We start from the raw sequence: 22,271 nt of genomic DNA on the forward strand, positions 1-22,271 counted from the left end.
AGCATTCGGTGCAGTTATCGCACTTTTCTGGGGGAGCTTTGACCGACGATCCGGTGATCACCAATTTGCTGACCGTGCTCGACACCAATCCCGAGCTGCTGCCGGTTCGGATCAGCGTGATCGAGCTGCTGGCGGCCAAGGGCCGGCATGCCGAGGCGCTCGGCCACTGCGCCACGGCCCTGGCGCAGGATCCGGCGAACGCGCAGATTCACGCGCTGTTGCAACGCAGTACGGCGGCGCTGGCCGGGGGAGCGGTAGCGTCTTCCGCGCAGTCGCCGGAACCCGATGCCGCCGGGCGGGAAGCAGATGCCACCGGCTACGACTGGGATGCCGCCGAACAGCAGGTCGGCGACATCATCGAACCGGCCTTCGTGAACGACAAACCCGAGGTCTACGTCGAGGGCGATGTCGGTCTCTTCGAACGGCCCAAGCTCACCCTCGCCGATGTCGGCGGCATGGAGCACGTCAAGCGGCAGCTGGAACTCTCGCTGCTGGGTCCGGTGCGAAACCCGGAGCTGGCCAAGGCCTTCGGCACCAGCGCCCGCGGCGGCCTGCTGCTCTACGGCCCGCCCGGCTGCGGCAAGACCTTCGTGGCGTCGGCCATCGCGGGCGAGCTCGGCGCGAACTTCTACGCCATCGAGATCGCCGACGTCCTCAACTGGTACACCGGCCGCAGCGAATACAACCTCAAGCAGGTCTTCCGCACCGCCCGCCGCAAGGCGCCCTGCGTGCTGTTCTTCGACGAGATCGACGCCCTCGGTCACAAGCGCAGTCACCTGTCCGGTTCCAATTCCCTGCGCTCCACCGTCAATCAGCTGCTCACCGAGATGGATTCGATGACCAGCGACAACGAGGGCGTCTATGTCATCGGCGCGACCAACCACCCGTGGGACGTCGACGTGGCGCTGCGCCGCCCCGGCCGCTTCGACCGCATGGTCCTGGTGACCCTGCCCGACCACGCGGCCCGAGTCTCGATCCTGCGCCACCACCTGAAGGATCGCCCTATCGAAGGCATCGACCTCAACGCCATCGCCACCCGCACCGACAACTACTCCGGCGCCGACCTGGCCCAGATCTGCAAGGCCGCAACCCAGCTCGCCATGGCCGACTCCATCCGCACCGGCACCGTCCGCCCGGTCCGCATGGACGACATCGCCACCGCCCTCACCCAAACCCGCCCCAGCACCGGCGCCTGGTTCGAATCCGCCCGCAACGTCGTCGAATTCGCCAACAACGACGGCAGCTACGACGACCTGGCCACCTACATGCGCACCCGGAAGAACCGATGAACCCCAAGCTCGAACAGGCTCTCACGCTGGCCGAGCTGGGCCGACCGGAGGCGGGGTGCGAGCTGGCGACCGAGGTGGTGGCCGCCAACCCGAACGATGTGCGGGCGCTGTACGTGCTCGCATCCCTGTCGCTCCTGTGCGCCGAGAACCAGTGCGCCTTCGACTGCGCGACATCAGCGTTGGCCATCGCACCCGAGGGTGACGCGCTCTGGACGATCCGGGCCCGGGCCGCCTACAACCTCTCCTCGGGAGCGGACCCCGGATCTCCGGATCGCGTGGAGTGGTATCGCATCGCGGTGTCCGCCGCGCGGCGCGCGGTGGAACTCGATCCCGCGAAGCCGGAGAATCTCGTCGTTTACGGGTTCCTGCTCTCGCCGATCGATCGGGCCGTGGGGCTGGCCGCGCTCGACCGAGCACTCGAACTGGACCCGGAGAACCTCGAGGCATTTCAGCTGCGTTCGACCATATATCGAGTGGCCGGGGAGCCGGATCGGGCCGAGGAGTCTTTACGGGAAGTGCTGCGCCTCGACCCGGCCAACGCCAAGGCCGTCCACAAACTGGCCGGAGTGGCCAGGGAACGTGGAGATCTGGACGAGGCGGCCGCACGCTTGCGGCAGGCAGGACAGCTGGACCCGGCCGGAGCCGATGAGGTTCGCCGTGAGCTCGGTTGGGTGCTGGCTGAGCAGCGGCGACTGTCCGAGGCGGCATCGGAACCACCGCCGATCGAACCTGCCCGGCCGCACCGAGTTTCACCGAATATCCTGGTCGACGATCCGGAACTGCTGGCGGAACTGCGGCGCTGCGATGCCGATCGATGGCGCAGTATCGAGCCCGCCGATGTCGAGCAGGCCACGGCGCGATTGGCGGAGCTGCGGCAGGAACAGCCTGAAAACGCCGACATCCTTTATGAATCCGCGCTCGCCGATTGGTTGTGCGGTCGCCGCCGCGCCGCGATCAACCGGCTGCGCAAGGTCGCCCGACTGGATCCGGCGCGGATGGGGCAGGTCGAGGCGCACATCGCGACCCTCGAGGCCGAGGACGAGCGGGCCATCGAGGCGCGGGCGGCGCGGCGCGAGAAGCAGACTCGACAGCAGCATGAGCGGCAGCTCGAGAACGATGTCGAACACGCCGCGGAGCAGGCGATCGCGCGTCGCGAGCGGCGGGAGCGGGCCAAGGTTCGCCGTGGGCTCGGCTCGTCGGCATCCGGCGTGGATCTCGCTGCCGCCGTGCGCGTTCGGCGGAAAATCCGGTGGCTGGTTCTGATCCCGGCGCTCCTCCTCGCGCGGCTGGCCCTCTATGCCTGCGCCTCTCACGCCGACGATCACCGGTCGGTCCCGTCGCCGACCACCGGCGCGCCGATGTACCAGCCTTACGAGCCGCCCCATCTGCCCGAGATACCACCGTCGGCAAGTAGTCCGAGGCAGGGATGAGCGAGAAGATCGAGAAGGCGCTGATCCTCAGCGAACTCGGGCGGTTCGAAGCGGCGCGGGAGCTGCTGGCGGAGGTGCTCGCCGCTGAGCCGGACAACGCGACCGCGCTGGCGCGCATGGCCGACCTGTGCCGCCAGCTGGGGGAATACGAATGGGCGCTGGAGTTTTCGGCGGCTGCCCTGCGGGTGGCGCCGAATGCCGACTATGCCTGGCGAATACGGGCACTGTCGGAGTATCGGCTGAACCTGGCCACGAAAGGCGCCCCGGCCGCGGGGCACCGATCGCGGGCGTTGGCGGCGGCGCGCCGGGCCGTCGAACTGAGCCCCGATGAGGTGGAAAGCCTCCGGGTCCAGGCGATCGTCCAGTGGGACACCGACCCGGCGGCGGCGCTGCGGGTCCTGGACCGGGCCCTGGAACTGGATCCCGACAATGTCCGCTCACATATGCTGCGCGGCTTGATCTTTCGCTGGCAGCTGCGGGCTCCCGACGCGTTGGACCGGGCCGAGGCGGCCTTCCGCGAGGCACTGCGCCTGCAACCCGAGCACTCCCAGGCGCTCTACGAGCTGGCACTGATCACCGTGGAACGCGGCGATATCCGAAGGGCCAGACAGCAATTGCGCCGGGTGGCCGAGCTCGACCCCGAGTACGGCGACAATGTGCGCGAGCAGCTGGAGCGTGTCACCAAACTGGCCAATAGCCTGGCCGCCCAGCGGACCGCCCGGGAAGCCGCTGCCTTCCAAGGCAATCAGCTAACGAGTGGCTTCCGTGTCGGTCGTTTCGGTCGCTTTGCCGCGTTCTTCGTGGCCATCATGCTGATCCGTGGTCTGGTCTCGGCTTGCTCGAATGACTCCCCGAGCCCCGCCCACGACAATCGGCACCCGACGCAGCCCTACCTCCCGTCGGAGTACCTGCACCCGCCAACGTTCCTCCCGAGGCCGACCCTGCCCCCGGACTGGCGTTCGCAGTTCCCCCAACCAACCGTCCAAGTGCCCGGGCCGCCCTGACCCATCGCCCGATAGCAGCTGGTCGGAGCCGCCGAGACTGTATACACCTTTGTTTACCGAGGGCCCTGCCCAGTTTTCTTGACTAGTTCCAGAAAACTGGGCAGGCTCGGATCCATGACCAAGGCGACCACCACCAATTCCGGCGCCCCCGTGCCCAGCGACAACGAGTCGCTCACCGCGGGTACCCAGGGCCCGATCCTGCTCCACGACCACTACCTGATCGAGAAGCTGGCTCAGTTCAACCGGGAGCGGGTGCCGGAGCGTGTGGTGCACGCCAAGGGCGCGGGCGCTTTTGGCGAACTGGTGGTTACCGGTGATGTGAGCCGCTACACCAAGGCCGCGGTGTTCCAGCCGGGCACGCGCACCGAGTCGCTGGTGCGTTTCTCCACCGTCGCCGGTGAGCAGGGCAGCCCCGACACCTGGCGCGACCCGCGCGGTTTCGCGGTGAAGTTCTACACCACCGAGGGCAACCTCGACATCGTCGGCAACAACACCCCGGTGTTCTTCATCAAGGACCCGATCAAGTTCCCCGACTTCATCCACTCGCAGAAGCGCCTGCCGGGCAGCGGTCTGCGCGACGCCAACATGCAGTGGGACTTCTGGACCCTGCGTCCGGAGACCGCCCACCAGGTCACCTGGCTGATGGGCGACCGCGGCATCCCGGCCACCCTGCGCCACATGGACGGCTTCGGTTCGCACACCTACCAGTGGATCAACGCGGCGGGCGAGCGCTTCTGGGTGAAGTACCACTTCAAGACCGATCAGGGCATCAAGTGCCTGACCCAGGCCGAGGCCGACGAGATCGCCGGTAAGGACGCCGACTTCCACCGTCGCGATCTGTACGAGGCCATCGAGCGCGGCGACCACCCGTCCTGGACCCTGAAGGTCCAGATCATGCCGGTCGCCGAGGCGGAGAACTACCGCTTCAACCCGTTCGACCTGACCAAGGTCTGGTCGCAGCAGGACTACCCGCTCATCGAGGTCGGCCGCTGGACCCTGAACCGCAACCCCGCGAACTACTTCGTGGACATCGAGCAGGCCGCCTTCGAGCCCTCGAACACCGTTCCCGGCGTTGCCTTCTCGCCCGACAAGATGCTGCTGGGCCGCGTGTTCGCCTACGCCGACGCGCACCGCTACCGGATCGGCGCCAACTACGCGCAGCTGCCGCCGAACCGGCCCAAGGCCGCGCAGGTGAACTCCTACTCGCAGGACGGCGCGATGCGGTTCTCGCACAACGCCTCCAGCGTCCCCGTGTACGCGCCCAACTCCTTCGGCGGCCCGCACGCCGATGCCGAGCGCGCCATCGACGACGGTGCGTGGGCCTTCGACCCGACCATGGTCCGGGCCGGTTACGTCACCCACCGCGAGGACAACGACTTCGCGCAGGCCGGCACCCTGGTTCGCGAGGTCATGGACGACGCGCAGCGGGATCGCCTGGTGGGCAATGTGGTCGGCCACATCCTCGGTGGCGTCCGCGAGCCGATCCTGAGCCGCGTGTTCGACTACTGGAAGAGCGTCGACGCCGATCTCGGCAAGCGCATCGAGGTGGGCGTCCGCGAGCAGCTGGGCAAGTAGGAACCAAGAGCGATAAGTCGAAGGCCCGCACCGCGTCAGCGGTGCGGGCCTTCGCCGTGTCCAAAGCCGATAGCGCAGCTATCTATGATGAGTGGTCCGCGCCGACAAGGAGGTCCGATGCGAATCGGGGAGCTGAGCAAGGCCAGTGGTGTCACCACCCCGACGATCAAGTACTACCTGCGGGAAGGCCTGCTGCCCAAGGGCGAAGCGACCGGCCACAACCAGGCCCAGTACGGCGAAACCCACCTCCGCCGCCTCCGCCTGATCCGCGCGCTCGTCGAGGTCGGCGGCCTCTCCATCGCCGCGGCCCGCGATGTCATTGCGGCCCTGGACGATCCGAACCTCGGCACCCACAAGATCCTCGGCGTGGCACAGAAGACCGCCACCCGCAGCATCGCCTTCTGTGACGAGGAGTCGCGAACCGCCGGGCTCGCGGAGGTGCGGGCGATGGTGGACCGCCTGGGCTGGCGCGTCGGACGGGACAATCCTGCGGTGCTGGCCGCCGCCGAAGTGGTCGGCGCGCTACGGCAATTGGGCCACGACGACATCGTGGACCGCCTCGACGACTACGCCCGCGCCCTGGAACCGGTCGCCGAATTGGATCTGGCCGCGGTGGCCGCCCAGGGCGCCGATATCGACGGCATGGCCGAGACCGTCGTCGTCGGAAACGTGCTCGGAGACGAGCTGATCAGCGCGCTGCGGCATCTCGCCCAGACCGAGCGCTCCGCCGAATTCTTCAACTTCCAGCCAGGATCGAATCCGTGAGGCGCTCGGCGACGCGATCGTCCAGCGGTGCGTGGCCCAGTATGAAGCGATACCAGAACACCCCGTAGAACTGGTCGACCAGCAACTCGAGGTCGGCGTCCGCGCGCAGTTCGCCGCGCTGCTGTCCGCGCGCGAGCACGGCCCGCACCGCTTCCCGTCGCTGCGCGGTGAAGGTCCGCAGCAATTCGGCCAGATGCGGATCGTGCGCGGCCTCGCGTACCAGGGTCCGCAGCGCGGGCGCCGTCGAATCGCTCTGCGCGCCACGGAAAGTCGACTCGACAACGGCGAGCAGATCGGCCCGAACCGAGCCGCTGTCCGGCGTCGGGACCTGTAGTGCCGATCGCTCGGTCAGCGCGTCCAGCAGCACCGCTCCCTTGGACGGCCACCAGCGATACACCGTCTGCTTCCCGACCCCGGCTTCCTTGGCGATGGCGTCGATGGTGACCGGCGCGCCCGCGGATCCGCCGAGCAGTCGTAGCGAGGCGTCCAGGATGGCTTGGCGGCTGGCCTCGTTGCGCCGCCGCCCGGTGTGGGGTCGCTCGTGATGCACATCACTCCTTTGTCGAGACTAAAAGTCTCGTCTACGGCGTTGTCGAGACTGTCAGTTCCGTAAGAATAAACGGACAGCGACAGAGAGGGTTTCAGCAATGACCACAACATCGCCGACCACAACACCGCGCGTCGTAGTCATGGGTGGCAGCTCCGGCATCGGCGAGGCCACCGCCACCGCCTTCGCGGCCGACGGCGCCGAGGTCGTCATCACCGGCCGCAACCGCGACAAGATCGACGCGGCCATCGCCCGCATCGGCGGCAAGACCACCGGTTACGCGCTGGACGCCACCAGCCAGGCCGATATCGACGCGTTCTTCGCCCAGGCCGGGACCATCGACCACCTGGTCGTCTCGGTCAGCGGCTCGGCCGGCAGCGGCCCCTTCGCCGACCTCGACCTGGATCAGCTGGCCGCCGGTTTCGACGGCAAGTTCTGGCCGCAGGTCCGCATCCTGAAAGCCGCACTGCCGCACCTGGATCCGAGCGGTTCGGTAACCCTGGTGACCGCGGGCTCGTCCCGCTCCGCCTTCCCAGGCACCGCGGGCCTGGCCGCCATCAACGGCGCCCTCGACGCCATGGTCCCGCCGCTGGCGGTCGAACTCGCCCCGCTGCGCATCAATGCCGTCTCCCCGGGCGTCATCGACACCCCGTGGTGGGAGCGGGTTCCCGAGGCGCAGCGCCTGGCCCTGTTCGACGGCCTGGTCGCCACCACCCCGGTCGGCCGGGTCGGCCGCCCGGAGGACATCGCCCGGGCCATCCACATGCTGGCCACCAACGGCTTCATCACCGGCGTGGTGCTCGACGCCAATGGCGGCACCAGCCTGGCGACCGGTCGCTGACCAGCAAGTAGTTTGGTGGGCATGCTCGAAAGCCCCGCCCCCGCACCGGAATCCACCACACCGCGCCGCGCCACCTGGTTCGAGCTGTTCGGTGACCTGGTGTTCACCGCGGCCGTCGGGCAGATCACGCATCGGGTGGGCGCGCACCCCGATGCCGGATCGGTGGCCGCGGCGGCCGGATTGTTCGTGCCGCTGTGGTGGGCGTGGGTGCTCTATGCGGTGCATGCCAATCGGGTCGATCGGGACACGACCTCGCACCGGCTGCTGACCGCTTTCGGGCTGACCGGCATTGTCGGCATGGCGGTCTTCGCGGGCGGGGTCGGGCACGGCCGCAGCCTCGACGCCGGATTCGTGCTCGGCTATCTGGTGGCGAGAGCCGGTGTGGCGGCCCTCTACGGCTGGGATTCCCGCCGGAATCCGGCCTTGCGCAGCGTGTTCCGCGCATTCTCGGTGGGTTCCATTGCCGGGATGGTCTTCTGGCTCGGCGGCCTGGGCTTCGAATCGGGTCCGATCCGCTACGGCTGCTGGGTGATCGCCATGCTCCTGGAACTGGCGTTACCGCTGGTGGTCGGCCGCCGCCTGGACGGCGTCACCCAGGAGACCGAGCATCTGCGAGAACGCTTCGGGCTCTTCACGATCGTGATCCTCGGCGAATCGGTGCTCGGCTTCACCAATGGCCTGGCGGCCGCGCGCACGGCGGGCTGGGCGGCCGTGACCGCGGCCGCCGCCTTCGCGCTCACCGTGGGCCTGTGGTGGTCGTACTTCAATGGCAGCGGTATGCGCCAGGGCGGGCACCGGGAGCTCGCACGCCCCGGAAAGCTGTTGCACGTCTACACCTTCGGACATCTGCCGATGTTGCTCGCGCTGGCTTTGACGGGCGCGTCGATGGGTATGGCGGTGACCGGAGGCGGCTCACATCTCAACGCCACCGCCGCGGATTGCGTCGTCGGTGGCGTAATCGTCTATCTGGTCTCGGTATCGCTGGTCCGGGCCGCCTTCACCGGAATTCGCGAGCGCGTCGTGGTGATCCGGCTGGTCACCGCCGCGCTGGTGGCCACCCTGCTGCCGATCGCCACGCGCATCCCGGTGGCCGGACTGCTGACCGCGCTGGCGGTGCTGGTCATCGGTTCGGTGATCGTGGAGACTCCCGCTCAGCGGCGGCGCGTCGAAACTCCAGTCCGTCGAGAATGAGGCTGAGTTCGTCGTCGAAGAAGTCCGTCCGCGCCTGGGTCGCGTCGAGATTCCGGTAGACGTCATAGCGTTTGGCGATGTGCGGGTAGGCCCGTGACGCCTGCTCGGCCACGGCCATGTACTTGTCGAACCATTCCTGCTCGCCCATGCCGCTGTGGGCGATGGTCGTAAGCATGGCCGTTTCGGTGCCGGTCGAACCCAGCACAAAGGCCCAGAACGCATTCGAGGCCCGGTCGGCGGCGTGGTCGTCGAAGCCTGCCGCCTCGAGAATGGCGAGCATGGCATTCGACATGCGCATCAGATTGGGGCCCAGATAGGCCAGACCGGCTCCGGTCATGGCGGAGTTGATCCACGGGTGCCGCAGGACGGTGTTGCGCACGTTGCGGCCCAGCGCGAGCAGATCGCCACGCCAGTTCGCCGGCTCGATGGTGTCGGGGACGTGGACCTCGCCGAACGCCTCGTCGATCACCAGCTCGAGGATCTCGTCCTTGTTGGTGACGTGGGTGTAGAGCGAGGTGGCGCCGGCATTGAGCCGGGTGCCGAGTTTGCGCATGCTGAGCGCGTCGTAGCCCTCGGTGTCGAGCAGAGCGAGCGCCTCGGCCACGATCTGTTCCCGGCTCAGCGCGGGTTGTTCCCGCCGCTGTCGTTCCGGGCGGGTCCATACCGACGAGAACTCCTGCGTCTTGGCCGCCATGGCTCTTCCTCCTTCGTCTGTGGAACAGCATAACCCCAGCTAGAACGCCGTTCGATTCGCCGTACACCGTTCCCTCTTGCGAACAGTGTACGGAGACCGTACAGTGTTCGACAACACCGCACAGTGTGCGGAACAGCTTCTCGAAGGGGAACCGAAATGACTGCCAAAGATGTGACCGAGGCGCTGACATCGCCCGTGTCCCAGCGCAATCCGAAGCGCTGGCTGATCCTGGTCGTGCTGTGCCTGGCCTCGCTGGTGCTGGTGATCGACAACATGGTCCTCACCGTCGCCCTGCCGGAGATCGCGATCGACCTGCACGCCGGCCCGCAGGCGCTGCAGTGGGTGATCGACTGCTACATCCTCGTTTTCGCGGGCCTGCTGCTCACCACCGGCAGTCTCTCCGACCGCTTCGGCCGCAGGCTGGTGATGTTGTTGGGCCTGGTGCTCTTCGGCGCGGCGTCACTGCTGGCCGCGTACGCCACCAGCGCGGGGATGCTGATCACGGGCCGCGTGATCATGGGCATCGGCGGCGCGCTCATCATGCCGAGCACACTGTCCATCCTGATCACCGTGTTCGACGAGGACGAGCGGCCCAAGGCGATCGCGGCGTGGAGCAGCGTCGCCATGCTCGGCCTGGTCGGCGGCCCGGTGCTGGGCGGTGTGATGCTCGAACACCTGTGGTGGGGTTCGGTTTTCCTGCTGAACGTCCCGATCGCGGGTCTTGCCATCCTGGCCGCGCTGGCCCTCATGCCGGAGTCCAAGGGCCCCGCCCGCCCGACCGATCTTCCGGGAATGGCGCTGTCCATCGTGGGCACCGTGTCGCTGGTGTGGAGCATTATCGAATTCCCGACCAAGGGCCTTGCCGGAACCTGGATTTCGCTGATCCTCGCCGCGGTCTTCCTGGCGGCCTTCATGGTTCGTGAGCTGAAGGCCGAGCACCCGATGGTTCCGCTGCCCCTGTTCCGCAACCGGGTCTTCACCGGATCCAGCTTCTCGCTGGTGCTGGTGACCTTCGCCAATGCCGGTCTGCTCCTGCTGCTCACCCAGTACCTGCAGTTCGTGCTCGGCTACTCGGCCATGAAGACCGCGCTGGCCTTCACCCCGCTGGCGTTCGCGGCGCTGGCTGCCCAGGGTGTCGGCGCCGGGCTGGTGCAGAAGTTCGGCGTCCGTCCGATCACCCTGGCCGGCATGCTGGTGCTGGCCGGCGGTTCGGGTGCCCTGGCCGCCCTGGATACCGACTCCGGGTTCTGGGCCGCGGCCCTGGCCATGGCGCTGGTGGGCGCCGGTGCCGGTCTGGCCATGCCCGCCGCGATCGGCGCGCTGATGGGCGCCATCCCGCCGGAGCAGGCCGGTGTCGGCTCGGCGCTGAACGACACCATCCAGCAGACCGGTGGCGCGCTGGGTGTGGCCGTCCTGGGTGCGGTGCTGGCCGGAACCTACACCGACGGAATGCCTTCCGACGCTCCGGCCGCGGCCCGCGACTCCATCGCGGGAGCCGTCGCGAGCGGCAACGAGGCCCTGGTGACCGCGGCCCGCGAGGCCTTCAGCCACGCCATGTCGACCACCTTCCTGGCCAGCGGTGCGGCGGTCCTGGTCGCCACCGTCATCGCCTTCTTCCTCATGAAGGGCGCGAAGGCGGCGGCTCCGGAGATGCCGGGCGCCGAGGCCGAACTGGTCGAGGCTCAGTAGCGCAACCGAATATCAGCACAACCGAATACGAAATCCGCTCCGGCGCCTTTGCCGGGGCGGATTTCGGCTGTCCGCCCTTAACCTGTTTCAGAATTCACTGCGATCCGATGAGAGGGACCCGTGACCGCAGCAGGGACCACCCGCGACCCGCAACTCGACGCCCAGGTGCTCAGGGCGGCCCAGGAACTCCTGGTCCGCGACGGCTATCAGGCCACCACCATCGCCGCCGTGGCCCGGCGCGCGGGCGTGGTCACCACCTCGATCTACCGCCGCTGGCCAGGCAGGCGCGCCCTGGTCGAGGAGGCCGTCTTCATCCTCGACACCGGGAACCATCCGGTGCCCACGGGCGATCTGCATGCCGACCTGCTGGCCTGGACGCGCCTGTTCCTCGATGCGGCCGCGCATCCCGCGGCCCGTTCGGCCATTCCCGGCCTGCTCTCGGAATATCACGACGATCGGGAGTGCTACCGCCGCCTGCTCGACGGCGGTGAACGGCCCACCATCGCGGCGCTGCGCGAGCTGCTCACGGCCGCGGCCGAGTCCGGCCGGGCGGCCCTCGATTGCGATGTCGAGGCGATCTTCGAATTCCTGCGCGGCGCGACCCTGATGCGCGCCCTCACTCACGGTACGGAGGATGCCGACCACTTCAGCCGCCGGATCGCCGACGCCCTCTACGCGGTCGCGCAAACTCCCACGTCAGAGTAGGCCCCACCAATAGATCAGGCAGGCCAGTACGAAGACGACCACTGTTTCCATCGTCGATCCCAATCTTCTTGGCGCTCTTGCCTTCCATGATGCCGTGCGGTGGGCGGCGGAGGCCACAAATCGGACGAACAAGATCGCTGATCGTTAGCTTGGGACCGGCCTGCCACCCCCTTCGCGGCAGGCCGGATCCCAATGTGAGTACCTTCTGGTTGGTTTGCTGTGGCCGACCCGCCACCCCTCGTAGACGGGTCGGCCCCAGCGTCCCCACCCCCGGATGGTGGCTCGTTGGGTCCGCCGGACTGTTCCGGCGTTGACACAAACGATGCCCAGCCGCGCTTGGCTCGGCCTTAACAAGATCTTGTAATCATGAAAAGTCCAGGCAGCGCGGCATTTTCAAGAGCAACTGAGCGGGCCTGTCTCACTCGACGACGACCACCACCAATTGCCGCGGCCCGTGCACGCCCTGCACCCGGATCATCTCGATATCCACCGTCGCCGACGGCCCGCTGAACCAGGTGAGCGGCCGGTGCGGATCCAGCACGCCGATCACCTCCGGCAGCGACGAGGCGATCTGCTCGGCCCGCACCACGCAGACGTGGCAGTCGGGCACCAGCGTCGGCGCGCGGCGGCCCTGGCCGGGACCGCCGTCGAGTACCACCGTCCCCGAATCGGCAATGGCGGCAGCGCAATTGGTCACCACGGCATCCACAGCATCGAGCTCGGTTGGGGATAACTGTGGATCGTCGGAAACCACGCGATTTCCGGACTCGGCGGCCCAGTCGGCCAGCCAGGCCGACGGCAGACCGGCGGGAGCGACCACGCTGTGCGCACCATGATCACGCAAAGCCGCCGCGATGGTCCCCGGCAGATCCTCTCCGTGAATCCGATGCGACTGCGCCCCATAGTGTTTCAACCGCTCGACGAACAGCGAGGTAACCGCCGCCGGATCCCGCGCGTCGATTCCCGGTGCCTGCCGCAGATATTCGCGCGGCACCGTCGTGGTCCGCTGCTCGGCGGGCAGGTCCGAAAGCGCCTCACGAATGCGCGTCAGCACAGTTTCCCGTGCGCTCATCGGGTCCCTCCATCGGTCCGCGCCCACCAGCTCCGGAACGATTCCTTGGGCACCGCAGGAACGAACCGACTCTCCGTCCACCCCGAAAGCGGCGGCAGCAGATGCTTTTTCGGCGCGACCACCCCCGCCATCCCCGCGGCCTTCACCGCCGCCGCCCAGGCGTGCGGGTGGTACATGACGCTCTCCACCGCATCCAGCGCCACCCGTTCCCCTCGATGCTTCACCTTGGCCGGTCCCTCGGCCACGTCGTGCCGCAGCTCCAGCAGATTCCCGACGATGTCGATCCGCACCGGGCACACCTCGTTGCATGCCCCGCACAGCGACGACGCGTACGGCAGCGACGCGGTCTGCGGATCGTCGGCCCCCTTGAGCAGCGGGTTCAGAATCGCGCCGATCGGGCCCGGATACACCGATCCGTAGGTCTGCCCGCCGGTGCGCTCGTACACCGGGCAGATGTTCATGCACGCGCCACATCGAATGCAGCGCAACGCTTGTCGCCCGAGCTGATCGCCCAATGCCCGCGTCCGGCCGTTGTCGACCAGCACCAGATGGAATTCGCGCGGCCCGTCCTGATCGGTGACCCCCGTCCAGCTCGACACGTACGGCGACATCCGTTCCCCGGTCGAACTGCGCGCCAGCAGTTGCAGGAACACCTCCAGGTCGCGCCAGGTCGGCACCACCTTCTCGATGCCCACCACCGAGATGAGCGTCTCCGGCAGCGTCAGGCACATGCGTCCGTTGCCCTCGGATTCCACCATGACCACGGTCCCGGTCTCGGCGACCAGGAAGTTCCCGCCGGTGATCCCGACCTTGGCGGCCAGGAACTTCTCGCGCAGGTGCAGCCGCGCGGCATCGGCCAGCTCGTTGGGGTCGTCGGTGAGCCCGGCGGGGGCGGGCCGCCCGTGCTTGCCCATCTCGCGCGTGAAGATGTCGCGAATCTGCCCGCGGTTCAAGTGCATCGAGGGCACCACGATGTGCGAGGGCAGATCGTCGCCGAGCTGCAGGATGATCTCGGCGAGATCGGTTTCGCGGGCGTCGATGCCGGCGGCGCGCAGGGCGTCGTCGAGCCCGATCTCCTCGGTGAGCATGGATTTGGCCTTGACGATCTGCTGTTCCCCGGTGCGCCGCACCAGTTCGGTGACGATCAGGCAGGCCTCGGCGGCGTCGCGCGCCCAGTGCACCACGCCGCCCGCGGCCTCGACCGTGGACTCCAGCTGGATCAGATACGAGTCGAGATGGTGCAGCACAGTGTCTTTGATGGCCGCGGCGCTGTCGCGCAGCTGCTGCCAGTCGGGCCGTTCCTCGACCAGAGCGTCGCGCTTCTGCCGAATCGTGTGGGTCGCCCGGTGCACATTGGCGCGCAGCTGGGGATCCTTGGTCGACTTCTCGGCGGCCTTCGGAAACGGCGGCCACCCGACGAAACTCCTGCTCATGACGCGACTCCCGCCGCGATCACCGGTATGCTGGGCATCAGCCCGTCGGCCTGCGTCCGCGCCAGGATCTCGATCAGGTGCATGCTCCGCACCGCGGTCTTGTCCTTGGCGAGCCGCCCGCCGATATTCATCAGGCACGAATTGTCCACGGCGGTAAGCACATCCGCGCCGGACTCGCGCACGTGCCGGGCCTTGTCCCCGTTCATCGCGCCCGACACCGCGCCGTTCTTCACCGAGAAGGTCCCGCCGAATCCGCAGCACTCCGTGGCATTCGGCAGTTCCACCAGATCGATTCCCCGCACCGCCCGCAGCAGCATCAGCGGCCGATCCCCGATGTGCAGGATCCGCAGCGAATGGCAGGTCGGGTGATAGGTGACCCGATGCGGGAAATACGCACCGGTGTCATGGATTCCGAGATCGTCGGTGATGAACTCGGTGATCTCGCGGATCTTGGGCAGGATCCGCTGGGTGTCCAGGGCGAGCTTCGAATCCCCGGTCGCCTCCGCGGCCTTCATGTAGAACTCGCGCGGCGCCTGCCCGCACGATGCCGACGGCATGATGATCCGGTCGTAGTCGCCGAGTACCTTCACGAAATGCCTTGCCAGCTTGGCGGTGTCGGCGCGGTACCCGGTATTGCAGTGCATCTGCCCGCAGCAGCTCTGCGCCATCGGGAATTCCACCTCGACGCCCAGGCGCCGCAGCAGTTTCACCGCGGCCTGCCCGGTTCCGGGGTACAGCACGTCATTGATGCAGGTGACGAAGAGGGCGGTGCGCATACTTCTCCTTCCGGAGAGGTCAATTGCGAAGCTCGCGACCGATTTTCAGGGTGTAGAGCAGCACCGCGACCGCGGTGAGGGCGAGCAGGATGTAGCCGACGGTGTATTCGTCGGTGGCGCTGTAGACCACGCCCATCACGAGCGGCGGGAAGTAGCCGCCGAGTCCACCGGCCGCGCCGACCAGGCCGGTGACCGTGCCGACCCGCGCCGGTTCCACCAGCTTGGCGATGAGAGCGAACACGCCGCCGGTGCCCAGACCCAGGAAGAAGGCCATGAGCACCAGGCTGGCCCCGGCCGGGAATTCGGGCGCGGGTTTGAACGCCAGCACGACGGCCATGACGGCCGCGCCCGCGAACGAGAGGACCAGCACCTTGATCGGCCCGATCTTGTCCGACAGCGTGCCGCCCAGCGGCCGGGCCAGCACGCCCGCGATGGAGAAACCGGCGGTGCGCAGTCCGGCATCGGACTGGGAGAACTCGTAGACGTTCTTGAGCACGGTCGGCAGATAGGTGGAAAACGCGACGAAGCCGCCGAACGCCAGCGCGTAGAGGATCGAGCCTTCCCAGGTGGCCTTGAGCTTCAACGCCTCCTTGATGCGCGGCAGGGCGGGTTCGGTGGCCGGTGTCCATTGCGGGGCGTTGCGGGCGAACAGCCACATGACCGCGCCCAGGATCGCCAGCGCGACGGCCATCAGCACGTGGGTCTGCGCGCGGCCGAGGTGGTCGACCAAGCGCGGGGTGAGCAGTGCCGAGAGCGCGGTACCGCCCATGCCCAGGCCGAACATGCCGGTGGCGAAGCCGCGCCGGGCCGGTTCGAACCAGGAGTTCACGAACGGGACGCCGACGGCGAACGAGGTGCCGGGGATGCCCAGGAAGAATCCCCAGATGATCAGTGCCACAAAGGAATTCGACCACCCCACCAGCAGGGTCGGGATGATCGAGACGAACGCGATGATGGTGAACATGAGCCGCCCGCCGAGCTTGTCGGTGAGCACACCGACCGGAATCCGGCCCAGCGACCCGACCAGGACCGGAGTGGCGACCAACAGGGATTGCTGGCCGGGCGACAGCCCCAGATCCTTGGTGTAGCTGCTGGATAGCGGACCAATGAGATTCCACGCCCAGAAGGTGAGGGCGAAGGCCAGTGTTGCGAGTGTCAGATTTCTCGCGTTCATCCCCTTTGTCTAGCAGATATGCAGGTAGAACGGACTAAATTCGGCCATTTCGGCGCGCCCGGCGCGCCCCTTCGGCAACCCGTCCGCACCATGTCTGCTGTCAGATTGCGGAACCCCAGGAGGAGCATGTGAAGTTGTGGCGATCCCGGCAGTGTCGTGCGGCCTTGCTGCCGACCCTGGCGGGTGCGATCGCGGTGGCCGGAACGGTGGCGCAAGCCCAGGCCGACCCACTAGGCGACCTACCCCGGATAGCGGACCTACCCCTGATCCTCGACGTCAGCACCCCGCACGACGGTCCCTGCACCGGCGCGCTACACGGCACCACCGCCGTCTACCTACCGCCGGGCGTGCCCGAGCACGCCGAGGTGGAATGGCGAATCCTGGGTGGCGGCCAGCCGATTCGCAGCGGCATCACGGTGGTGCAGAACGAGGTGATGACCGTCGGGTTCGACATCCTCCGCGACGAGCTACCGCCCGACGGCCTGCTCCGCGTGGACGCCCGCGCCCGGGTTCCCGGCGGGGACATCGGCGAGTACGGCAAGCCCTGGAACTTCCGGGTGAATCGGGAATGCGCTCCGCTGCACGTGGTTTCGGTCGGCGACTCGGTGCTGTGGGGGCAGAGTCTGGACCAGGATCGGACCTTCGCGGGACTGTTCGCCGAGGCGCTGGGCGCCCGCACCGGCCGCACCGCGCACCTGCACGATTACACCGTCTCCGGCGCGACCCTCGATGCCCCGGCCGCCCGCGCGAACGGATCCTGCCCCGGCGGTGACGATGCCACCCTCGATGTCTTCTGTCAGCTCGAACAGGCCGCGGCCGACGCCGCCGCGAACGGCTACCGCATCGATCTGGTCCTGATGGACGGCTGCCTCAACGATCTGGATCCCTTCTTCGGCATTCCCGTCGGCGTCACCCCCGGCACCCAGGACCTGGCCGCCGCGGTGCGTCGTGAATGTGGCGGCGTGGGAGCGGAATCGGCGAATCCGGCCGCCACCGTGCCATATTTCAGCGGGGCCAAGCTCGGTTACGGCGGGCGCGGCATGCGCGAGGCCATGCAGGCCGCGCACGAGCTGCCCGGTGCGCCGAAGGTGCTGGTGGGCGACTACTTCCACGGATACGACGCGGGCCGGGTGCCGCAGGGGCTGACCCAGCGCTGGTCGGAATTCGTGCGGCTGTCCTCGGAGGCGTTCCGGCAGGCCGCCACCGACGTCAATACCGCCGCGGGCGAGGTCTTCGCGGCCGCCGCCGACGGCCTGTTCACTCAGGACGCCGTGCAGGCGGGGGATCGCCGCCCGGCCATGAATCCGCTGGGCGACGAGGCGATCTCGCTGCGCCAGCTGGCGTGTTCGCAGCCCGGCCAGCTGCCGCAGTGCATGACCGTCGCGGCCGCGACCGCGGCCCTGCCCGACCTCGACGGCGCGCGCACCTACGCCGAGGCCTTCCTCATGAACACGCATCTCGCCGACTGGTTCGGCGGCAGCGAGGCGCCCGGCACCGGCTTCACCGCCTCCCGCACGTCCACGCATCCGGGCACCCCGGTCGCCTTCGACGCCGCCAAGGCGGGCACCGCCATCCGGCAGTACGACTGGTATTTCGGCGACGGCACGCACGAGACCACCACCGACGCCGCCACGTCCCACGTCTACAACGACCGCGGCCCGAACCTGCCGCGCCTGGTGGTCACGGATATGACCGGCCATCGCAGCCTGTTCGAACTCGACCATCCGATCACGGTCAGCTGATTCAGGAATGCAGCGAGGCGACCAGGTCGGCGATCGCGGTATCGGCGACCTGGTAGCCCGGAAAATAACAGCAGACGCGAGAAGCCTTGTCGCCGAATCGGGTTAGAATCTGCCGGGCGCACTCGGCAGGCGTCCCGCTGACCGTCAGCGCATCGACCATCGAATCGTCGATGAGCCCCGCCATCTCCCGCCACCGCCCCTGCTTGGACAGCAGATTCAGCTCCGGCTGCAGCTCACCCCACCCCTCCACATCCAGTACCGGCCGATATGACGGCGTGGAACCGTAGAAGGCCAGCAGATTCCGCACCGCCGCCCGCGCCGTCGCCAACTCCTCGTCCGAATCACCCATGGCCACAATGGCTTCCACGATGATCTCGAACGGCCGCTCCGACCCGGCCAGCCCCTTCTCCACCGCCGCCAGGGTCCGCTCCCGGAAGTGCCGCTCGGTATTGAACGGCATCACCAGCAGCCCGTCCGCCACCTGCGCCGCCATCTCGGTCATGCGCGGCCCGAGCGCCCCGACCAGAACCGGCGGCGCCCCAAAAGGATTCGGCCCCGGTACGAACTGCGGCGGCATCAACGTGTGCTGCCAGAACCGGCCCCGGTAGTCCAGTCGTTCCCCCTCCTGCCACGCCCGCAGGATCGCCTGCACCGCGAGCACGGTATCGCGCATCCGCTCCACCGGCTCCGACCAGACGCTGCCGTACCGCCGCTCGATATGCGCCCGGATCTGACTGCCGAGCCCGAGCCGGAACCGCCCGCCCGACAACGCCTGCAGATCCCACGCCGTATGCGCGAGATGCATCGGGCTGCGCGGGAACGCCATCGCCACATTGGTCATGATGTCGACCCCGGCGGTCGCCGCCAGCGTCAGCGGCATGAACACATCGTGCGCGCCCTCGAAGGTGAACACCCCGTCCACGCCGAGCTCACGCAATTGCGCTGCGCGCGAGGCAGATTCGCTCAGCGGTGCGTTCAGCCAGATATCGACGGGCAGGGACGCCATGACTCCTCCTGGAGAAATGCAACAGCCCCGGGCCGAGAGGTAGCGAGGCCCGGGGCTGTCCGGGTCGGCGGTGGTCGTGAGCCGCCGACCCGTGCGGCGGAGCTACCAGGGAAGTAGCAGCACCCCTCCGCAGGTCTTACCGATCAGTTGATGAACTCCGCGGCCTTCTCGCCGATCATGTAGCTCGGTGCGTTGGTGTTGCCGCCGGTGATGCTCGGCATGATCGAGGCATCCGCGACGCGCAGCCCCTCGACCCCGAGCACCTTCAGCGTCGGATCCACGACCGCCCGCTCGTCCACGCCCATGCGGCAGGTGCCGACCGGGTGGTAGATCGAGTGCACGCGGTTGGGCAGCTCGGCCCGCAGTGCCGACTCGTCCATCAGCGCGGGCCCGGGGGCCAGCTCCTCGGTCCAGTCGCTCGCAATGCTCTTGTGCGCCATGATCTCCCGGATCATCCGGATGCCCTCGACGAGGAATTCGGTGTCGCGGGGGTCGCTCAGGTAGCCCGGGTCGATCAGCGGCGAGGCGAACGGATCGGCCGAGGCCAGCTTCATCTCGCCGCGGCTCTTCGGGTAGATGAGGCTCGGGAAGATGGTGAAGCCGGGGCGGCGATCGACCAGGTGCAGCTTGTCCTCGTCCTGGTTGGGGATCGGGTAGCTCCACGGCAGGGTGTGGATCTGCATGTCCGGGTAGTCGCCCTCGGCGAACTTGGTCTTCACGAAGCCGCACGCCTCGAACACCGTGCGCCCCATCCACGAGCTGCCCGGGCGGCGCAGCTCCTGCAGGATGCCGCTGGCGAAGTGGGTCGGGATGCCCCGGTGGATGGCCTTCTTGGAGATGAAGGTCATGGGCACGAACAGGTGGTCGTGCAGGTTCTGCCCGACGGGCAGGTCGGCCACCACGTCGATGCCGTGCTCGCGCAGATGCGCGGCCGGGCCGATGCCCGAGAGCATGAGGATCTGCGGCGAGCCGATGACACCGCCGGAGACGATGACCTCCTTGCCGGCCCGCACCACCCGGCGGGTGCCGTTCTTCTCCACGATCTCGACGCCGGTGGCGCGGCCGTTCTCGATCACCACGCGGGTGACGTGCGCGTGGGTGATCACGGTCAGGTTCTCGTTCGGCATATCGGTGATGAAGCCGCGAGAGGAGCTGTAGCGCAGGCCGTTTCGCACGGACTGCTGGAAGATCGAGATGCCCTCCTGCGATTCGCCGTTGTAGTCCTCGATGATCGGCGCGCCGAGGGTGTCGGCGGCGGCGGTCATGAACTCGTGGGCGATCGGGGTGAGGTCCTGCTGGCGGGTGACCTCGATGGGTCCGCCGGTGGCGCGGTAGTCGTTGTCGCCGTCCTGCCAGTTCTCCAGGCGCTTGTAGGCGGGCAGCACGTCCTGGTAGCTCCAGCCGGTATTGCCCTCGGCGGCCCAGGAGTCGAAGTTGGCGCGGTTGCCGCGCACGTAGAGCATGCCGTTGACGGAGCTGGAGCCGCCGAGCACCTTGCCGCGGGTCATCGGAATCTGACGGTCGTTGGCGTGCTTCTGCGGGATGGAGAACTGCTTCCACGTCACGCGCTTCTTCAGCTGCGGAACGGTGTGCACCATGCTGATCGCGCCCGGCATGGTGACCATGCGGGTGTTGTCCTTGCGTCCGGCCTCCAACAGGATGACCCGCGCGCCGCGCTCGGCGAGACGTCCCGCCACGACAGCGCCGGCGCTGCCCGCGCCTACGACGACGTAATCGGCCTCGTTCGTGGAGCCCGGGGAAGCGGTCATATCAGTTACCTCATCTTCGAGTGTGCCTGGCATCACTGTAGAACAAGTTCTAGTCTGCCGACACGGTGGACGCAATGTCCAGTCACAAGATCGACTTATGCCTCACTGAACATGTTTCAGAACCGGGGCTGCGGAGCGAGGGTCTCGCGAGCGCGCGGGAACTGGCTGGGACGAGTGGCTGGAAACGCTGCCCAGCCGCAGGTCGGCATGGTTCAATCGGTGTGAAACACGTTCCAATTTCGTGATCATAGCGGCACCTTGCCCGAGGAGGAACAGTGTCTGTTCCGTCATTACCGGTCGGCTTCGATTTCACCGATCCCGCACTCTGGGCCGACCACAGTCCCGCCGAGGAGTTCGCCCTGCTCCGGCGCACCGCACCGATCTGGTGGAATGCGCAAACCCCCGAGCAGGCCGCACCCATGGACGACGACGGGTACTGGGTCATCACCCGGCACGAGGACGTCAAGGAGATATCCCGGAGACCGGAACTCTGGTCCTCGAATCGCAAGGGCTCCATCATCAAAATGCCCGCCGACTCGCTGCCCGAACAACTCGAGCTCGGCCGCGAAGCGCTGCTGGTCAATATGGATCCGCCCAAGCACACCAAGATTCGGCGGATCGTCTCCAAGGGATTCACCCCGCGCGCCATCGAGGGCCTGCGCGCGGCGCTCACCGCGCGCGCGGAAAAGATTGTGCGGGAGGCGAAGGCGACCGGCGGCGGCGATTTCGTGGAGCAGGTGGCGTGCGAACTGCCGCTGCAGGCGATCGCGGAACTGCTGGGCGTGCCGCAGGACGATCGGCACAAGCTGTTCACCTGGTCGAATCAGCTGCTGAACTATGACGATCCGGAATTCGCCGGTCAGAATATGACCGCCAACGCCGAGCTGCTCGGATACGCCTACAACATGGCCGAACAGCGGCGCGCCTGCCCGGCCGACGATATCGTCAGCCAGCTGGTGAACGCCGATCTCGACGGCGAGGCACTGGGTTCCGACGAATTCGGGTTCTTCGTCATCCTGTTGTCGGTGGCGGGCAACGAGACCACGCGCAATGCCATCAGTCACGGCATGAAGGCGTTTGTCGACAACCCGGACCAGTGGAAGCTGTATCGGGAACAGCGCCCGCGCACCGCGCCGGACGAAATCGTGCGGTGGGCGACGCCGGTGGTGGCATTCCAGCGCACGGCGACGCAGGACACCGAAATCGGCGGGCAGGCCATTCGCGAGGGGCAGCGCGTCGGATTGTTCTACAGCTCCGCCAATTTCGACGAGGACGTGTTCGAGGATCCGTTCTCGTTCAACGTTTTCCGCGACCCCAATCCGCATGTCGGATTCGGTGGGACCGGAAACCACTTCTGCGTCGGCGCGAATCTGGCGCGGCTCGAGATCGATCTCATCTTCAACGCCATTGCCGATGCCATGCCGGAAATCACCGAGGTGGAGCCGCCGCAGCGGCTGCGGTCGGGGTGGATCAACGGGATCAAACACTGGCGGGTGAGCTACTCCTGAACCGGTAGGCCCGTCGAACCCGTTCTACTATTCGTGGTTGTGACCAATATTCGCGAGATTT

General features: G+C 67.6%; 19 protein-coding genes. 11 read left to right on the forward strand and 8 right to left on the reverse strand.

The window, feature by feature from the left end; all coding sequences use genetic code 11:
- The first annotated feature begins 38 nt into the window (after window positions 1-38).
- The 5 genes from ON43_RS01455 (at window position 39) to ON43_RS01475 (ending at window position 6,063) form a co-directional block, all read left to right on the forward strand.
- Window positions 39-1,289, forward strand: a complete 1,251-nt coding sequence (locus tag ON43_RS01455) for an ATP-binding protein (RefSeq protein WP_040802619.1) — start codon at window positions 39-41, stop codon at window positions 1,287-1,289.
- Window positions 1,286-2,719: a tetratricopeptide repeat protein gene (locus tag ON43_RS01460; RefSeq protein ID WP_040802622.1), complete on the forward strand. Its 1,434-nt coding sequence runs from the start codon at window positions 1,286-1,288 to the stop codon at window positions 2,717-2,719. Before ON43_RS01455 ends, ON43_RS01460 begins: the two co-directional genes overlap by 4 nt.
- Entirely contained in the window at window positions 2,716-3,723 is a 1,008-nt protein-coding gene (locus ON43_RS46710; RefSeq protein WP_040802624.1) for a tetratricopeptide repeat protein, read from the forward strand. Before ON43_RS01460 ends, ON43_RS46710 begins: the two co-directional genes overlap by 4 nt.
- Window positions 3,724-3,837: 114 nt before the next feature.
- Window positions 3,838-5,298 (forward strand): catalase, encoded by a 1,461-nt coding sequence (locus tag ON43_RS01470; protein WP_040802626.1) that lies wholly within the window; start codon window positions 3,838-3,840, stop codon window positions 5,296-5,298.
- A 117-nt stretch (window positions 5,299-5,415) separates the two neighbouring features.
- A complete protein-coding gene (locus ON43_RS01475) occupies window positions 5,416-6,063 on the forward strand; it encodes a MerR family transcriptional regulator (protein ID WP_040802628.1) in 648 nt (215 codons plus the stop codon).
- Here ON43_RS01475 and ON43_RS01480 read toward each other — a convergent pair.
- A complete protein-coding gene (locus ON43_RS01480; RefSeq protein WP_040802630.1) occupies window positions 6,035-6,613 on the reverse strand; it encodes a TetR/AcrR family transcriptional regulator in 579 nt (192 codons plus the stop codon). The genes ON43_RS01475 and ON43_RS01480 overlap by 29 nt on opposite strands.
- A gap of 97 nt (window positions 6,614-6,710) precedes the next feature.
- On the opposite strand from ON43_RS01480, the gene ON43_RS01485 reads away from it, so the two are divergent.
- Window positions 6,711-7,451, forward strand: coding sequence for an SDR family oxidoreductase (locus ON43_RS01485; protein ID WP_040802631.1), 741 nt, complete (start codon window positions 6,711-6,713; stop codon window positions 7,449-7,451).
- 21 nt (window positions 7,452-7,472) lie between these two features.
- Window positions 7,473-8,642: a low temperature requirement protein A gene (locus ON43_RS01490; RefSeq protein WP_040802632.1), complete on the forward strand. Its 1,170-nt coding sequence runs from the start codon at window positions 7,473-7,475 to the stop codon at window positions 8,640-8,642.
- On the opposite strand, the gene ON43_RS01495 is transcribed toward ON43_RS01490, so the two are convergent.
- Window positions 8,572-9,336, reverse strand: coding sequence for a TetR/AcrR family transcriptional regulator (locus ON43_RS01495; protein WP_040802633.1), 765 nt, complete (start codon window positions 9,334-9,336; stop codon window positions 8,572-8,574). The two genes, ON43_RS01490 and ON43_RS01495, sit on opposite strands and share 71 nt — an antisense overlap.
- Window positions 9,337-9,492: 156 nt before the next feature.
- Here ON43_RS01495 and ON43_RS01500 point away from each other — a divergent pair, with 156 nt between their 5' ends.
- Window positions 9,493-11,025: an MFS transporter gene (locus ON43_RS01500; RefSeq protein ID WP_051177752.1), complete on the forward strand. Its 1,533-nt coding sequence runs from the start codon at window positions 9,493-9,495 to the stop codon at window positions 11,023-11,025.
- A gap of 120 nt (window positions 11,026-11,145) precedes the next feature.
- The gene (locus ON43_RS01505) at window positions 11,146-11,730 is read left to right on the forward strand and encodes a TetR/AcrR family transcriptional regulator (protein ID WP_040802634.1); all 585 of its coding nucleotides are present in this window, start codon (window positions 11,146-11,148) and stop codon (window positions 11,728-11,730) included.
- A gap of 418 nt (window positions 11,731-12,148) precedes the next feature.
- On the opposite strand, the gene ON43_RS01510 is transcribed toward ON43_RS01505, so the two are convergent.
- From ON43_RS01510 to ON43_RS01525, 4 genes are read right to left on the reverse strand one after another with little or no spacing between them, the layout of a single operon-like run.
- Window positions 12,149-12,802, reverse strand: coding sequence for a LutC/YkgG family protein (locus ON43_RS01510; RefSeq protein ID WP_040802635.1), 654 nt, complete (start codon window positions 12,800-12,802; stop codon window positions 12,149-12,151).
- Window positions 12,799-14,235 carry a LutB/LldF family L-lactate oxidation iron-sulfur protein gene (locus ON43_RS01515; RefSeq protein WP_040802636.1) on the reverse strand — a complete coding sequence of 479 codons (1,437 nt, stop codon included), beginning with the start codon at window positions 14,233-14,235 and terminating at the stop codon, window positions 12,799-12,801. The genes ON43_RS01510 and ON43_RS01515 overlap by 4 nt, the downstream gene beginning before the upstream one ends.
- On the reverse strand, window positions 14,232-15,011 hold the full coding sequence (locus tag ON43_RS01520) for a (Fe-S)-binding protein (protein WP_040802638.1): 780 nt from the start codon (window positions 15,009-15,011) through the stop codon (window positions 14,232-14,234). Before ON43_RS01520 ends, ON43_RS01515 begins: the two co-directional genes overlap by 4 nt.
- Window positions 15,012-15,030: 19 nt before the next feature.
- The gene (locus tag ON43_RS01525; RefSeq protein ID WP_040802639.1) at window positions 15,031-16,185 is read right to left on the reverse strand and encodes an MFS transporter; all 1,155 of its coding nucleotides are present in this window, start codon (window positions 16,183-16,185) and stop codon (window positions 15,031-15,033) included.
- Between the two features lie 128 nt (window positions 16,186-16,313).
- Here ON43_RS01525 and ON43_RS01530 point away from each other — a divergent pair, with 128 nt between their 5' ends.
- The gene (locus ON43_RS01530; RefSeq protein WP_157513864.1) at window positions 16,314-17,927 is read left to right on the forward strand and encodes a PKD domain-containing protein; all 1,614 of its coding nucleotides are present in this window, start codon (window positions 16,314-16,316) and stop codon (window positions 17,925-17,927) included.
- Window position 17,928: 1 nt separating this feature from the next.
- Here the strand turns inward: ON43_RS01530 and ON43_RS01535 are convergent, their stop codons facing one another.
- Window positions 17,929-18,924, reverse strand: coding sequence for a TIGR03617 family F420-dependent LLM class oxidoreductase (locus ON43_RS01535; protein WP_040802724.1), 996 nt, complete (start codon window positions 18,922-18,924; stop codon window positions 17,929-17,931).
- Window positions 18,925-19,076: 152 nt separating this feature from the next.
- Window positions 19,077-20,702 (reverse strand): GMC family oxidoreductase, encoded by a 1,626-nt coding sequence (locus ON43_RS01540; protein ID WP_040802640.1) that lies wholly within the window; start codon window positions 20,700-20,702, stop codon window positions 19,077-19,079.
- Window positions 20,703-20,977: 275 nt separating this feature from the next.
- On the opposite strand from ON43_RS01540, the gene ON43_RS01545 reads away from it, so the two are divergent.
- The gene (locus ON43_RS01545; protein WP_040802642.1) at window positions 20,978-22,210 is read left to right on the forward strand and encodes a cytochrome P450; all 1,233 of its coding nucleotides are present in this window, start codon (window positions 20,978-20,980) and stop codon (window positions 22,208-22,210) included.
- The last annotated feature ends 61 nt before the right edge of the window (window positions 22,211-22,271 follow it).

This window comes from Nocardia concava NBRC 100430, from assembly GCF_000308815.1.
Taxonomy (GTDB): domain Bacteria; phylum Actinomycetota; class Actinomycetes; order Mycobacteriales; family Mycobacteriaceae; genus Nocardia; species Nocardia concava.